This is a genomic window from Candidatus Pelagibacter sp., assembly GCF_052049675.1.
In the GTDB taxonomy this organism is placed as follows: domain Bacteria; phylum Pseudomonadota; class Alphaproteobacteria; order Pelagibacterales; family Pelagibacteraceae; genus Pelagibacter.
Genome location: NZ_JBNGZM010000001.1, coordinates 1155804 through 1169039, shown reverse-complemented (window position 1 = coordinate 1169039; position 13236 = coordinate 1155804). Strand labels below are relative to the sequence as shown.

At 32.1% G+C, this 13236-nt stretch carries 12 protein-coding genes; all 12 read right to left on the bottom strand.

The genetic code is table 11. The features are described 5' to 3' along the window. Position 1 precedes the first annotated feature (1 nt). The 12 genes from sucC to ACTT9L_RS06290 are packed head-to-tail and all read right to left on the bottom strand — an operon-like array spanning position 2 to position 13214. Complete coding sequence (gene sucC / locus ACTT9L_RS06345) at positions 2-1162, bottom strand: ADP-forming succinate--CoA ligase subunit beta (protein ID WP_440928465.1); 1161 nt, start codon at positions 1160-1162, stop codon at positions 2-4. A gap of 2 nt (positions 1163-1164) precedes the next feature. Beyond that, positions 1165-2127 (bottom strand): malate dehydrogenase, encoded by a 963-nt coding sequence (gene mdh / locus ACTT9L_RS06340; RefSeq protein ID WP_440928464.1) that lies wholly within the window; start codon positions 2125-2127, stop codon positions 1165-1167. 9 nt (positions 2128-2136) lie between these two features. After that, entirely contained in the window at positions 2137-3630 is a 1494-nt protein-coding gene (locus tag ACTT9L_RS06335; RefSeq protein WP_440928463.1) for a CoA-acylating methylmalonate-semialdehyde dehydrogenase, read from the bottom strand. Positions 3631-3669: 39 nt separating this feature from the next. Further along, positions 3670-4449 carry a succinate dehydrogenase iron-sulfur subunit gene (locus tag ACTT9L_RS06330; RefSeq protein WP_440928462.1) on the bottom strand — a complete coding sequence of 260 codons (780 nt, stop codon included), beginning with the start codon at positions 4447-4449 and terminating at the stop codon, positions 3670-3672. After that, positions 4449-6224: a succinate dehydrogenase flavoprotein subunit gene (gene sdhA, locus ACTT9L_RS06325; RefSeq protein WP_440925781.1), complete on the bottom strand. Its 1776-nt coding sequence runs from the start codon at positions 6222-6224 to the stop codon at positions 4449-4451. The genes ACTT9L_RS06330 and sdhA overlap by 1 nt, the downstream gene beginning before the upstream one ends. Then, positions 6221-6550, bottom strand: a complete 330-nt coding sequence (gene sdhD, locus ACTT9L_RS06320) for a succinate dehydrogenase, hydrophobic membrane anchor protein (RefSeq protein WP_075484699.1) — start codon at positions 6548-6550, stop codon at positions 6221-6223. Before sdhD ends, sdhA begins: the two co-directional genes overlap by 4 nt. Continuing rightward, positions 6550-6930, bottom strand: coding sequence for a succinate dehydrogenase, cytochrome b556 subunit (sdhC, locus tag ACTT9L_RS06315; RefSeq protein WP_075484702.1), 381 nt, complete (start codon positions 6928-6930; stop codon positions 6550-6552). The genes sdhD and sdhC overlap by 1 nt, the downstream gene beginning before the upstream one ends. Positions 6931-6933: 3 nt before the next feature. After that, the gene (locus ACTT9L_RS06310; RefSeq protein ID WP_440928461.1) at positions 6934-7929 is read right to left on the bottom strand and encodes an aspartate-semialdehyde dehydrogenase; all 996 of its coding nucleotides are present in this window, start codon (positions 7927-7929) and stop codon (positions 6934-6936) included. Between the two features lie 15 nt (positions 7930-7944). Beyond that, positions 7945-9054 (bottom strand): dimethylsulfoniopropionate demethylase, encoded by a 1110-nt coding sequence (locus ACTT9L_RS06305; protein ID WP_440928460.1) that lies wholly within the window; start codon positions 9052-9054, stop codon positions 7945-7947. Continuing rightward, positions 9051-9827, bottom strand: coding sequence for an alpha/beta fold hydrolase (locus ACTT9L_RS06300; RefSeq protein WP_440928459.1), 777 nt, complete (start codon positions 9825-9827; stop codon positions 9051-9053). The genes ACTT9L_RS06305 and ACTT9L_RS06300 overlap by 4 nt, the downstream gene beginning before the upstream one ends. Before the next feature lie 7 nt (positions 9828-9834). After that, positions 9835-11451, bottom strand: a complete 1617-nt coding sequence (locus tag ACTT9L_RS06295) for an acyl-CoA synthetase (RefSeq protein ID WP_440928458.1) — start codon at positions 11449-11451, stop codon at positions 9835-9837. Continuing rightward, a complete protein-coding gene (locus ACTT9L_RS06290; RefSeq protein WP_440928457.1) occupies positions 11451-13214 on the bottom strand; it encodes an acyl-CoA dehydrogenase family protein in 1764 nt (587 codons plus the stop codon). Before ACTT9L_RS06290 ends, ACTT9L_RS06295 begins: the two co-directional genes overlap by 1 nt. Between the last annotated feature and the right edge of the window lie 22 nt (positions 13215-13236).

Below are 13236 nucleotides of genomic sequence, written 5' to 3'. Positions count from 1 at the left end.
TTTATTTTATCGCCTCAACAATTTTCTTAGCAGCATCATCTAAATTTTCTGCAGAAATTAATTTTAATCCAGAATTATCAAGGATTTCTTTTCCCTCCTTGAAATTTGTACCTGCTAATCTTACAACTAAAGGTACACTAATATTAATTTCTTTAGCTGCATCAACTACTCCTTGGGCAAGGACATCACATCTCATTATTCCTCCAAAAATATTAATTAAAATACCTTTAACATTTTTATCTGAGAGAATTATCTTTAATGCAGCAGATACTTTTTCTTTGGATGCGCCACCGCCTACATCTAAAAAATTTGCTGGCTCTTTACCATACAATTTAATTATATCCATTGTTGCCATCGCTAATCCTGCTCCATTTACCATACAGCCAATACTTCCATCTAGCTTGATATATGCAAGATCATGCTTGCTAGCTTCTATCTCGGTAGGATCTTCCTCATTTAAATCTCTTAATTCAACAATTTCTGGATGCCTAAATAAAGCGTTAGAGTCGAAATTAACTTTTGCATCTAAACAAACAATTTTTTTCTCTTTTGTCAAAATTAATGGATTTACTTCAACCATGTTTGCATCAGTATTCACAAACATTTTATATATTGATTTAATTAATGTTATTGCTTGTTTTTTTGCGTCTTCATTAAAATTAAAAATATTAATTATTTTTTTACAATCTGACTCAGAAATTTCATCACCCATATCAACTTTTGTAGTTATAATTTTTTCAGGTGAACTGCTTGCAACTTCTTCAATGTCCATTCCTCCTTGGTCGCTTGATATAAATGCAATTTTAGAACTTGCCCTATCAACCAGACAAGATAAGTAAAATTCTTTATCTATATTTGATGACTCTTCTACGTATAATCTTTTTACCTCTCTACCTTCAGGGCCAGTTTGATGGGTAACTAGTGTTTTTCCAAGTAATTCTTTAGCTGCTACCGTTAGTTCCTCAATAGAGTTTAAAATTTTTACACCACCAGCTTTTCCTCTACCTCCGGCATGGATTTGTGCTTTAAGCACATATTTCTCAGTTTTGAGTGCTTTTGCTTTTTGAATAAGTTCATCAACATTAAGCGCAAATACTCCTTCGGGAACTACTGCTCCATATTTTTTTAATATTTGTTTAGCTTGATGCTCGTGAATATTCATTATTATTTAGATAAATCAGGATCTATTTTAGATGCAGCTTCCCATAAAGCTTTTACAGCATCTATTGAATGCATAAATTCTTTTTTTTCATTTTCATCTAAATCAATCTCTTCAATTTTTTCTACACCATCTTTTCCAATGACAACGGGAACTCCTGCATAAACATTTTTCACACTATATTCTCCATTTAATTGTACAGCACAGGGTAATAATTTTTTCTGATCATTCAAATATGCTTCTGCCATTTGAACACCTGAAGCTGCTGGTGCATAAAAGGCTGATCCTTTTTCTAAATATTTAACTATTTCCGCACCACCATCTCGCGTTCTTTGATTAATTTCCTCAACTCTTTCTAAAGAAATCTTTCCATCCTTTACAAAATCCAGCAATGGTTTACCTGAAATTTTAGTAAATCTTGGCATAGGAACCATGGTGTCACCATGACCACCCATAACCATTGCCTCAATTTCTCTTACTGGCACATTTAGTTCTAATGATAAAAATAATTTAAATCTCGAACTATCTAAAATACCTGCCATACCAACAACTTTATTTGATGGCAAACCTGAAAATTTTTGAAATGCCATAACCATAACATCTAAAGGATTGGTGATACAGATCACAAAAGCGTTAGGAGCGTTTTTCTTTACCCCCTCAGCAACTTGTTTAATAATTTTTAAATTAATTCCAAGAAGATCGTCTCGGCTCATTCCAGGTTTTCTTGGAACACCTGCTGTAATTATTATTACATCTGAATCTTTTATGTCCTCATAGTTATCAGTTCCTGAAAACCTAACATTGAAACCATCTACAGATGAAGATTGTGCAATATCTAATGCTTTTCCTTTTGCAATACCACTAGCTACATCAAATAAAACCACTTCATTCACTAATTCTTTTATTCCTATTAAATGTGCAAGAGTTCCACCTATTTGGCCTGCACCAATTAAAGATATTTTTGTCATTTATTTCCTTTATTTCATTGTTGGCATAACAAATTCCGGATTTGATCGGACACCTGAAGGCCATCTAGATGTTACAGTTTTAAGTTTAGTATAAAATTTTATTCCTTCCATGCCATGCATTCCGCTATCTCCAAATAATGATCTTTTCCAACCACCAAAACTATGAAATGCCATTGGAACTGGGATCGGCACGTTAATACCAACCATACCTACTTGAATTTTACTTGCAAAAGTTCTGCCTGCATCACCGTCTCTTGTATAAATACTAACTCCATTTCCGTACTCATGGTCGTTAATTAATTTTGCAGCTTCTTCAAAAGTTTTTACTCGAACAACTGATAAGACTGGACCAAATATTTCTTCTTTGTAAATTCTCATATCTTTATTTACATGATCAAATAAACATCCACCTATATAGAAACCATTTTCATAGCCTTGGAGTTTTAAACCTCTACCATCAACCACTAGTTTTGCGCCTTCCTCGACACCTAAATCAACGTAACTTGTAACTTTTTCTAAATGTTCTTTTGTAACTAAAGGTCCCATTTCTGATGCCTTATCCATTCCAGGACCAACTTTTAAAGCTTCAGCTTTTTTTGATAATCTTGATACAAGCTCATCACCGATGTCTCCAACCGCAACCGCAACTGATTGAGCCATACACCTTTCTCCAGCTGAACCATAAGCAGCACCCATTAGACCATTTATTGCACCATCTAAGTCACAATCTGGCATAACAACTAAATGGTTTTTTGCTCCACCTAAAGCTTGAACTCTTTTTTCGTTTTTAGCTGAATTTTCATATATATATTTTGCAATAGGAGTAGATCCTACAAAACTAACAGCTTTAATATCTTTATTTTCTAAAATTGCATCAACAGCTTCTTTGTCTCCATTTATTACGTTAAATACACCATCTGGAAGACCAGCCTCAGAAAGAAGCTCTGCTAGTCTTATTGCACAAGAAGGATCTTTTTCTGATGGTTTAAGAATAAAAGTATTTCCACAAGCTATTGCTATTGGAAACATCCACATTGGTACCATGGCAGGAAAATTGAAAGGTGTGATACCTGCAACAACTCCTAATGGTTGTCTAATTGACCAACTATCAACATTGGTACCAACATTTTCTGAAAACTCTCCTTTTAATAAATGTGGTATTCCACAAGCAAATTCTACCACCTCAAGTCCTCTGGTTAAAGAACCTTTTGCATCTTCGTAAACTTTTCCATGTTCTGAAACAATTAACTTTGTTAATTCATCAGAATTTTTTTCAATTAATTCTTTAAATTTAAATATTATTCTTGCTCTTTGTAAAGCGGGTTTTAAAGACCAAGTTTCAAATGCTTTTTTTGCTGTCTCAACAGCACTGTCTAAATCAGATTTTGAAGCAAGTCTTACCTCTGACTCTTGTTCGCCAGTTGCTGGATTAAAAACTTTTCCTTTTTTATCTGAAGATCCCGGAATTATTTTACCGTTTACGAAATGTTCTATTAATTTCATGAATACGGTGTTTTAGATCAAAAATATCGAATAGTCTATTTAAACATTAGCTGTTGCTAACATTTTTTTTATTTCAGCTATAGCTTTTGCTGGATTCAAGCCCTTAGGACATGCATTTGTACAATTTAATATTGTATGGCATCTATATAATTTTAATTCATCGGAAACTTTTTTTAATCTAGCTTTTCTCTCTTCATCTCTACTATCAATAATCCATCTATAGGCCTGTAGCAGAACTGCAGGACCTAAATATTTATCTCCATTCCACCAATAACTTGGGCAAGATGTAGAACAACAGGCACACATAATGCACTCATATGCACCATCAAGTTTTGCTCTATCTTCTTTAGACTGATAAATTTCTGTTGACTGTTTTGTTGAGTTATTTTTTAACCAAGGTTCAATAGATTGATATTGTTTATATAAGCCATCTAAATCGCCGATCAAATCTCTTTTAACTTTTAAATGAGGTAGAGGATAAATATCGATGTCACCATCTATCTCTGCATGTGGAGTTGTACAAGCCAATCCATTTTTTCCTCCCATATTCATAGCACAAGAGCCACAAACACCATGAGCACAAGACCTTCTATAGGCCAATGTCGGATCAATTTCGTTTTTAATTTTATTTAGAATATCCAGTACCTTAGATGGGCAATTATCCATATCAACTTCGTATGTATCAATTCTAGGATTTTCTTCTGTTGATGGATCCCATCTATAAATATTGATCTTTCTTAAATTTTTAGATCCAGTTTTGTCTTTAAAATATTCGCCTTTTTTAACCTCTGAATTTTTAGGTAAGCTTAGCTGAGCCATTAATATACTCGCTCTTGTGGTGGAAAATATTGAACTTCGTTTGTTAAAGTTGATTTGTGTACTTCTCTGTAACTTATCTTTGTATTTTTCCCATCACACCAAGCAAGAGTATGTTGCATAAACTTTTCGTCATCTCTTTTTGGATAGTCATCTCTCGCGTGAGCACCTCTGCTCTCTTTTCTATGATATGCAGACTCTACAGTAGTTACTGCTTGTCTTATTAAATTATCAAATTCTAATGTTTCAACTAAATCAGTATTAAATACTAAAGATCTATCTTTAACTGAAATTGAGTCCATGCCATCATAAGTTTTTTTAATCTCATCAACACCTTCTTTAAGGTTTTTTTCTGTTCTGAAAACTGCACATTTCGACTGCATCGTTTTTTGCATTGAAAGTCTAAGTTCAGCAGTACTATTATTTCCTTGTGCATTTCTAAGTTTATCAAATCTATCTAAACATTTTTGTGTTTCTGACTCTGGAATTTCCTCATGAGGTGTTCCTGGCTTAACTAATTCAGCTGCTCTTTTTGCTGCTGCTCTTCCAAATACTACTAAATCGATTAAAGAATTAGAGCCAAGTCTATTTGCTCCGTGAACAGAGACACATGCCGCTTCTCCTATAGCCATTAGACCTGGAACAGTTTTTTCTGAGCCATTTACAGTTAATACTTCTGCTTTATAATTTGTTGGAATGCCGCCCATATTATAATGAACTGTTGGTACAACAGGGATTGGTTCTTTAGTTACATCTACATTTGCAAATAATCTTGCTGCATCGGTAATTCCAGGAAGCCTGCTTTCAATAATATCTTTATCTAAGTGACTTAGGTTCAAATGGACATGATCTTGATCTTTTCCAACACCTCTTCCCTCATTAATCTCTATAGACATTGATCTGCTAACAACATCTCTTGATGCTAAATCTTTTGCATTTGGAGCATACCTTTCCATAAATCTTTCACCTTTAGAATTTGTAAGATAACCCCCTTCTCCTCGCGCACCTTCTGTTATTAAGGTACCGTGGCCATAAATTCCTGTTGGGTGAAATTGAACAAACTCCATATCCTGAAGCGGCAATCCAGCTCTTAAAACCATTGCATTACCATCACCAGTGCAAGTATGTGCTGATGTTGCTGAATAATAAACTTTTCCATAACCACCTGTAGCAATAATTACTGAATGTGCTCTAAATCTATGAATTGTTCCATCATTCAAATTCCAAGCAATTAGACCTTTGCATTCTCCATTCTTCATCAACAAATCTAATGCAAAATATTCTATAAAAAATTCTGTATTATGCTTTAACGCTTGTCCATATAATGTGTGTAAAATAGCATGACCTGTTCTATCGGCTGCTGCACAAGTTCTTTGAACTATTCCGTTCCCATAATTTTTTGTCATTCCACCAAATGGTCTTTGATAAATTTTTCCCTCTTCAGTTCTACTAAATGGAACTCCATATTTCTCTAATTCTAAAACTGCTTTAGGTGCTTCTTTACATAGATATTCAATACTATCTTGATCACCTAACCAATCTGCACCTTTGACAGTGTCATACATGTGCCATCTCCAATCATCTTCCCCCATGTTTCCTAGTGCTGCTGATATTCCACCTTGTGCAGCTGATGTATGACTTCTGGTAGGAAATACTTTTGAGATACATGCTGTTTTTAAGCCAGCCTCGCTAAGCCCTACTGCCGCTCTTAAACCTGATCCACCTGCACCAAGTACAACAACATCGTACTCATGGTCTATAATATTATATGCTTTCATGTATTTAAGTTTAAAATTACAATTATTGTAATTACTGGGATTGTTATAGCAAAAAAATTTAGGACTTTGTTTGCGGCATTTTTGATTTTTTTATCGTTAATATAGTCTTCAAAAACCTCACTTATAGTTAAAGCTGAAAAAAAATAAGCAATAACTAAAAATAACCCAATTAAGAATTTGGATGGTTGTGTTGTTAAAAAATTCACTATTTCCAAATAACTTTTATCATAAATATTCACTAAATTTATAATAAACCAAAGCATTAAAGGTAATAAGATTGCAGAACTAATTTTTAAGAATAACCATTTTTTTGTTACTGGCAGCATTATATTAATCCTCTGCCAATTATATAAATCAGAATAGTTAAAATAATCGAGCCAAAAATAACTAGCAAACCTGTAATTCTTGTTGTTTGTAATTCAAATCCATAGCCCAAATCCATAATTAAGTGTCTTATTTCACTTAACATTTGAAAACTAAATGACCAGGTTATTCCAATTAAAATAAATTTACCTAAAAAGGTTTCTAAAAATATTTTTATAATTTGATAATTACTTTCTCCTAGAAGCATTAATGCAAACCAAATACAAATTAATGTAATTGCAAAAAAATTAATTATTCCTGTAATTCTATGTGAAATAGATACTAATGAAGAAATATGCCATTTATATATCTGTATGTGTGGTGATAAAGGTCTGTTTTCCATATTTTATTTTGAATTAATAACTGTTTCAGCAATTTCAACTGAATTAAGTGCAGCACCTCTCAATAGGTTGTCTGATACAATCCACAAATTTAATGAATTTTTTTTTGTTTTGTCTTCCCTAATTCTAGATATAAATGTCTCATCACTTCCTGCTGCTTCAAATGGTGTGCTATAACCTCCATTTTCTCTTCTATCGATAACCTCACAACCATCTGCTTTACTTAAAACATCTCTCACTTTTTCTAAAGTATATGGTTTTTCAAATTCTATATTTACAGACTCCGAATGAGATACTAAAACAGGAATTCTCACACATGTAGCTGTAAGTTCAATTGAATCATCTAAGATTTTTTTTGTTTCATTTGTCATTTTTAATTCTTCTTTTGTATATCCATCATCAGTGAAAACATCGATATGTGGAATAACATTAAAAGCGATTTGTTTAGTAAAATTTTTTGACTCTATTTTTTTTCCATCTAAATATTTTTTAGTTTGATCAATTAATTCGTCCATTGGACTTTTGCCACCACCTGAAACAGATTGGTAAGTTGAAACTACAACTCTTTTAATTTTAAATAAATTATGTAGTGGTTTAAGTGCTATAACAAGTTGTGCTGTAGAACAATTTGGATTGGCAATAATATTTTTTTTCATATTTTTAATTTCGGATGCATTCACTTGTGGAACGATCAATGGAACATCAGGATCCATCCTAAAAAAACTTGAATTATCTATTACAATTGTGTGCTTGGCAGCATTTTCTGCAAATTTTTCAGCAATTGTTCCTCCTGCTGCAAAAAAAGTTATATCTGCTTTTGAAAAATCATATGTCTCTAAATTTTCAATAACATACTCTTTATCTCTAAAAGAGATTTTTTTCCCCGCACTTTTTTCTGAGGCAACTAAATATAGATTATCAAACTTGAAGTTTTTTTTATCAAATACTTCAAGAGTTTTCCTCCCAACGTTTCCTGTTGCACCTACTATAGCTATGTTCATTTTAAAGTTGTTATACTAAATAAAAGGTAAATCGCAAACTTTACCACTACAAATATCACCATTTATGCTTGCTTTTACGTTCTGGTCTATATTCCAATGAGATTTTTTCATCATAGCAATACCAATTACTTTTTTAAAATGTGGTGAATAGCAAGCTGATCTCAATTCTCCAATTATATTATTGTCTTGATCACTTAAGTCTAATGATCCTGTAATACTTATTTTATCTATATCAAGCATTACTCCCATTAATTTTTTTTTAATTCCTTCAGATTTAATTTTTTTTAATTTCTCTTTTCCTAAAAAATTAACTTCGCTGTCTATATTAATATATTTATCAAATCCACATTCATATGGATTGTCTCCATTATCGATATCATTTCCATACGATAATAATCCACTTTCAATACGTTCTATTAAATTTGGACAACCTGGTTTGATATTAAATTCTTTTCCAATTTCAAAAAGATGATCATATAATTTTAATCCAGAAACATTGTGCTCAACATAAATTTCGTAACCACCTTGTTTAGACCAACCAGATCTTGCAATTAAATGTTTATCACCACCAAATTCGAAATAATCAAAACCAAAGAATTTTAAATTAACTATCTTATCTCCAAAAACTTTTTCCATTAATTCAAATGACTTTGGACCTTGTATAGCCATTATATCAACATCAGGTTCAAAAATCTTGACGTCAAATTTATTTCCAATAGCTAACCCTTTTGCAAATAATATTACATCTGAGTCAGCAAGAGAAACCCACCATTTATTTTCATTCAATCTAAGTACAACTGGATCATTAATCAGGCCTGCGTTATCATCAATTATTGGACAATAATAACATCTTCCATCTTTCGATTTAGATAAATCTCTACAAGTCATCAACTGAACTAATTTCGCTGAGTCTTTACCAGAAATTTCCACCTGTCTTTCAGCAGCTACATCCCAAATTTGAACATGCTGTTTTAAGTGATGGTATGAGTCCTCAATTGAACCAAACGCTGCGGGAAGCAACATATGATTATATATTGTATAAGCCGTAACCCCTTGTTTTTCTATTCTAGAGGTATAAGGAGTGCCTCTCAGTCTTCTTGATTTTGCAATTGAAAAACTTTTCATTTTTTTAAAAATTCTAAAACCTTGTCTCTCATTTCGAATGCTTTTTCAATCATAATCATATGACCACAACCCTCAATTATATGTGTTGTTGAATTTTTAATGAAACTAGAAAACTTTTTACCTGACTCTAGATTTACCATTTTGTCTAATGATCCAAATATCAACAATGAGGGACAGTCTATTGATCTAGCAGCATCAGAACCATTGGTATAATTATTACATGCAATTAAATCGACTGCTAATATTTCTCTAATATCTCTTGGTGACTGTATTATTCTTTCCACTGGATTACCTCCTATAAATTTTTTTGAACCTTCATAACCCCACTTCATCATCAATTTAACAGCATCAGTATCTCCATTTTTTGCTAAATCGATTAGATCTGGATGAACTGGCATTCTATTTGAACCACCAATAAAAACTAATTTTTTTAATCTTTTTTTATATTTGGATGCATATTCAAGTATCTCTAAACATCCTTGAGAGTGCCCAACAATAATTAGTTGTTTTAAATTTAATTTTACAAACACTTGTTCTAGCCAATCAGCTATTTTTTCAATACTATCTAAGCAGGGGCCATCTGAATTACCGTGCCCAGGTAAATCTATAGATAATACGTTAAAATTATTATTTAAAAAAAACTGTTCAGTTAGAGACCAAACAATATGCGAGAGACCACTTCCATGCAGAAATACTATTGTTTCTTTATTTTTATCAATACCCTGTCCTGCATCAGAAGCATAAATATTTTTATTTTCCAATTGAAAATTCAAAAATTACCTAAACTTGTTTTCTTAATTCAAACTTTTGTATTTTTCCTGTCGAAGTTTTTGGCAACTCACAGAAGACAACTTTCTTGGGAACTTTAAATCCCGCCAAAGTTTCTTTACAAAAATCAATTAATTCTTTCTCGCTAACTGGTTTGTCTTTAACTGCTTCGATAAATGCACATGGCACCTCACCCCATTTTTCGTCTGGTTTTGCTACAACTGCTGCAATCGAAACGGATGGGTGTTTGGATAAAGTATTTTCAATTTCAATTGAAGAAATATTTTCTCCTCCAGAAATAATTATATCTTTTGATCTATCTTGTATTTTAATATATCCATCAGAATGCATTACAGCTAAATCACCACTGTGAAACCAACCATCTTTCATGGCTTTTTCGGTAGCCTCTTTATCTTTAAAATATCCCTTCATTACGACATTTCCTCTGATCATGATTTCACCAATTGTCTTTCCATCCCTAGGAACCTCTTTCATTGTCTCAGGGTCTAAAACAACTACACCTTCCGTATTAGGGTACTTCACACCTTGTCTTGCTTTAATCTCGTTTTGTTTTTCTTCATCAAAATTATTCCATTCATCATTCCAGGCACACTGAGTTACATGACCATAAGTTTCTGTTAAACCATATACATGCATTACTTCAAATCCAAGAGCTCTCATTTTTTTAAAAATTATACTTGGTGGAGGAGCACCAGCAGTTAGAACATAAACTTTTTGTTTTAATTTTTTCTTATCACTTTCTGGCGCTCCAGTAATCATATTCAATACTATTGGAGCACCACCAAAATGAGTGATTTCATATTTATCAATAAGTTCAAAAATTTTTTTAATATCTATATTTCTTAAACATATTGTTCTTCCGTTTAGCATCGGCACAGTCCATGGATAACACCAGCCATTGCAGTGGAACATTGGAACAACTGTTAAAAAATTTAATCTATTTGGCATATTCCAAGCAACTGAACTTCCTGTAGACATTAAATATGCTCCCCTATGATGATAGACGACACCTTTGGGATTTCCTGTAGTGCCTGATGTGTAACTTAGTGATATAGCCCGCCACTCATCTTCAGGCATTTGCCATTGATAATTTTCATCACCTGTATTTAAAAAACTTTCATATTCTAAATCGCCAATTTTTTCCAATTTTGATTGGTCAGCATATTTATCGTTTATGTCAATAATAGTTATTTTTTTATTAAGAGTTTTTAATGCTTTTTTTACTTCTCCATGAAGTTGTCTATCCACAACTAACACTTTTGCTTCGCTGTGATCTAAAATATAGCAAATTGTTTTGGCATCTAATCTTATATTGATAGTATTAAGAACTGCACCAGTCATAGGTACAGAGTAGTGTGCTTCAAAAATCTCTGGTGTATTGAAGGCTAAGAATGAAACCGTTTCACCTTTTTTAATACCTATTTTTGTCAATGCACTAGCAAATTTTACAACTCTTTTATAAACTTCAGCCCAGGTATAATTTCTTTCTTCATAAATTATAGCCTCATAATTTGGGTAAATTTCTTTTGCTCTTTTTAAAAAAGTTAATGGAGTGAGAGGTACGTGATTTGCTTTATTTTTATCTAAATTTGTCTCGTAATGGCTCATTAATTAAACTTAAAATTCATTATATTTGAGCTTCCTGAGATCGCTGATTTGTAGTGATACTCAGCCCGAGGTAATACCTTATCAAAGTAAAATTTAGCAGTATTTATTTTATCACTATAAAATTCTTTATTTGTATCAAAATCATTAAAACTAACCTCTAATATTTTAATCCAAGCATAAGCAATTGAAACATAACCTAAGCTTTTTAAATAATCATTTGCTGCAGCACTAACATCATCCTTTTCAATTTTATTTTTATCATTTATCCAATCTGTGAATTTAGATAAAATATCTAAATAATGGTTTAACTCTTTAGAAAATGTTTTTACTTTTTCATTTTTGCTCTCACATTCAGATTTAATCATTTCTAAAAACTTATTTATAACATCGCCTTTTTTGTTAGATAATTTTCTAAATACTAAATCTGCAGCCTGTACGGAATTTGTTCCTTCATAAATTGGGGTAATACGATTATCTCGATATAATTGCTCAATACCTTGGTCTTTAGTATATCCGTATCCTCCATGTATCTGCATTGCATCGCTAGTAATTTCCATAGCTAAATCTGTAAAAAGTGATTTAACCACAGGGGTCATTAATGAAACGTAATCTAAAGCAGCTTGTTTAATTTTTTCGTCTGGATGATAAAGACTTACTTCTGTTTGTTGAGAAAGCCAAAAACATAGTGCTCTTTCACCCTCAATTATTGACTTCATATTAAGTAAAGTTCTTCTTATGTCTGCGTGATCAATTATAAAATCTGCACCATTATTAGATTTTGAATTATTTGTTTTTCCTTGCTTTCTTTCTTTTGCGTAAGTAAGTGAGTTTTGATAAGCAATTTCAGAAATACCTAAACCTTGAATGCCTACAACAATTCTCTCTAAATTCATCATTGTGAACATTGCACTTAGACCTTTATCTTTATTACCAATCATATAACCAGTTGCGTCATCAAAATTTAAAACACAAGTTGCAGAACCTTTAATACCCATCTTGCTTTCAATTGATCCAGTTGAAATTCCATTTCTTGGACCAATACTACCATCCTGGTTTACAATATATTTTGGAACTAAAAATAAACTAATTCCCTTAGTACCAGATGGGGAGTCTGGTGATCTTGCCAAAACTAAGTGAATAATATTTTCGGTTAAATCATGGTCTCCTGAAGTTATGAATATTTTTTGACCACTGATTTTATAAGTATCATCTGATTGTCTAATAGCTTTAGTTTTTAACAAGCCAAGGTCAGTACCACAGACTGGTTCTGTTAAACACATTGTACCACTCCACTTACCTTCAACAATTTTTGGTAAATATTTATTTTTTATTTCATCAGAGGCATGATGATTGATACAATTATAAGCACCAATACTTAGTTCACTATATAATTTAAATGATAAGCTTGCTGAAGATAGCATTTCATCAAAAAATGCACTTACTGTTTTTGGCATTCCTTGACCACCATATTTTGGATCACAAGACAAAGAAGTCCAACCATCCTCAATATACTTTTGATACGCTTCCTTGTAGCCTGGGGGTGTTCTGACAACACCATTTTCTAAAACTGCTGGATTTTCATCTCCTGATTTAGCAAGAGGTAAAATTAAATTTTGATTTATCTTAGCTGCTTCCTCTAAAATATCTTTCACTAGATCTGAACTAACTTCATTGTATTTTTCCAGTTCATTATAGTTTTTATTATCTCTAAGTTTTTCAAAGAGAAACATCATGTCTTTTACAGGAGCTGTATAACTTGGCATATTTAAACCTTAAAATAATTCT

Bases quoted from the DNA above. Each gene is read 5' to 3' on its own strand.
- sdhC (WP_075484702.1), bottom strand. From the start codon at position 6,930: ATGGAAAACAGACCTTTATCACCACACATACAGATATATAAATGGCAT.
- sdhA (WP_440925781.1), bottom strand. From the start codon at position 6,224: ATGAAAGCATATAATATTATAGACCATGAGTACGATGTTGTTGTACTT.
- ACTT9L_RS06290 (WP_440928457.1), bottom strand. From the start codon at position 13,214: ATGCCAAGTTATACAGCTCCTGTAAAAGACATGATGTTTCTCTTTGAA.
- ACTT9L_RS06305 (WP_440928460.1), bottom strand. From the start codon at position 9,054: ATGAAAAGTTTTTCAATTGCAAAATCAAGAAGACTGAGAGGCACTCCT.
- ACTT9L_RS06335 (WP_440928463.1), bottom strand. From the start codon at position 3,630: ATGAAATTAATAGAACATTTCGTAAACGGTAAAATAATTCCGGGATCT.
- ACTT9L_RS06330 (WP_440928462.1), bottom strand. From the start codon at position 4,449: ATGGCTCAGCTAAGCTTACCTAAAAATTCAGAGGTTAAAAAAGGCGAA.
- sdhD (WP_075484699.1), bottom strand. From the start codon at position 6,550: ATGCTGCCAGTAACAAAAAAATGGTTATTCTTAAAAATTAGTTCTGCA.
- ACTT9L_RS06310 (WP_440928461.1), bottom strand. From the start codon at position 7,929: ATGAACATAGCTATAGTAGGTGCAACAGGAAACGTTGGGAGGAAAACT.
- mdh (WP_440928464.1), bottom strand. From the start codon at position 2,127: ATGACAAAAATATCTTTAATTGGTGCAGGCCAAATAGGTGGAACTCTT.
- sucC (WP_440928465.1), bottom strand. From the start codon at position 1,162: ATGAATATTCACGAGCATCAAGCTAAACAAATATTAAAAAAATATGGA.
- ACTT9L_RS06295 (WP_440928458.1), bottom strand. From the start codon at position 11,451: ATGAGCCATTACGAGACAAATTTAGATAAAAATAAAGCAAATCACGTA.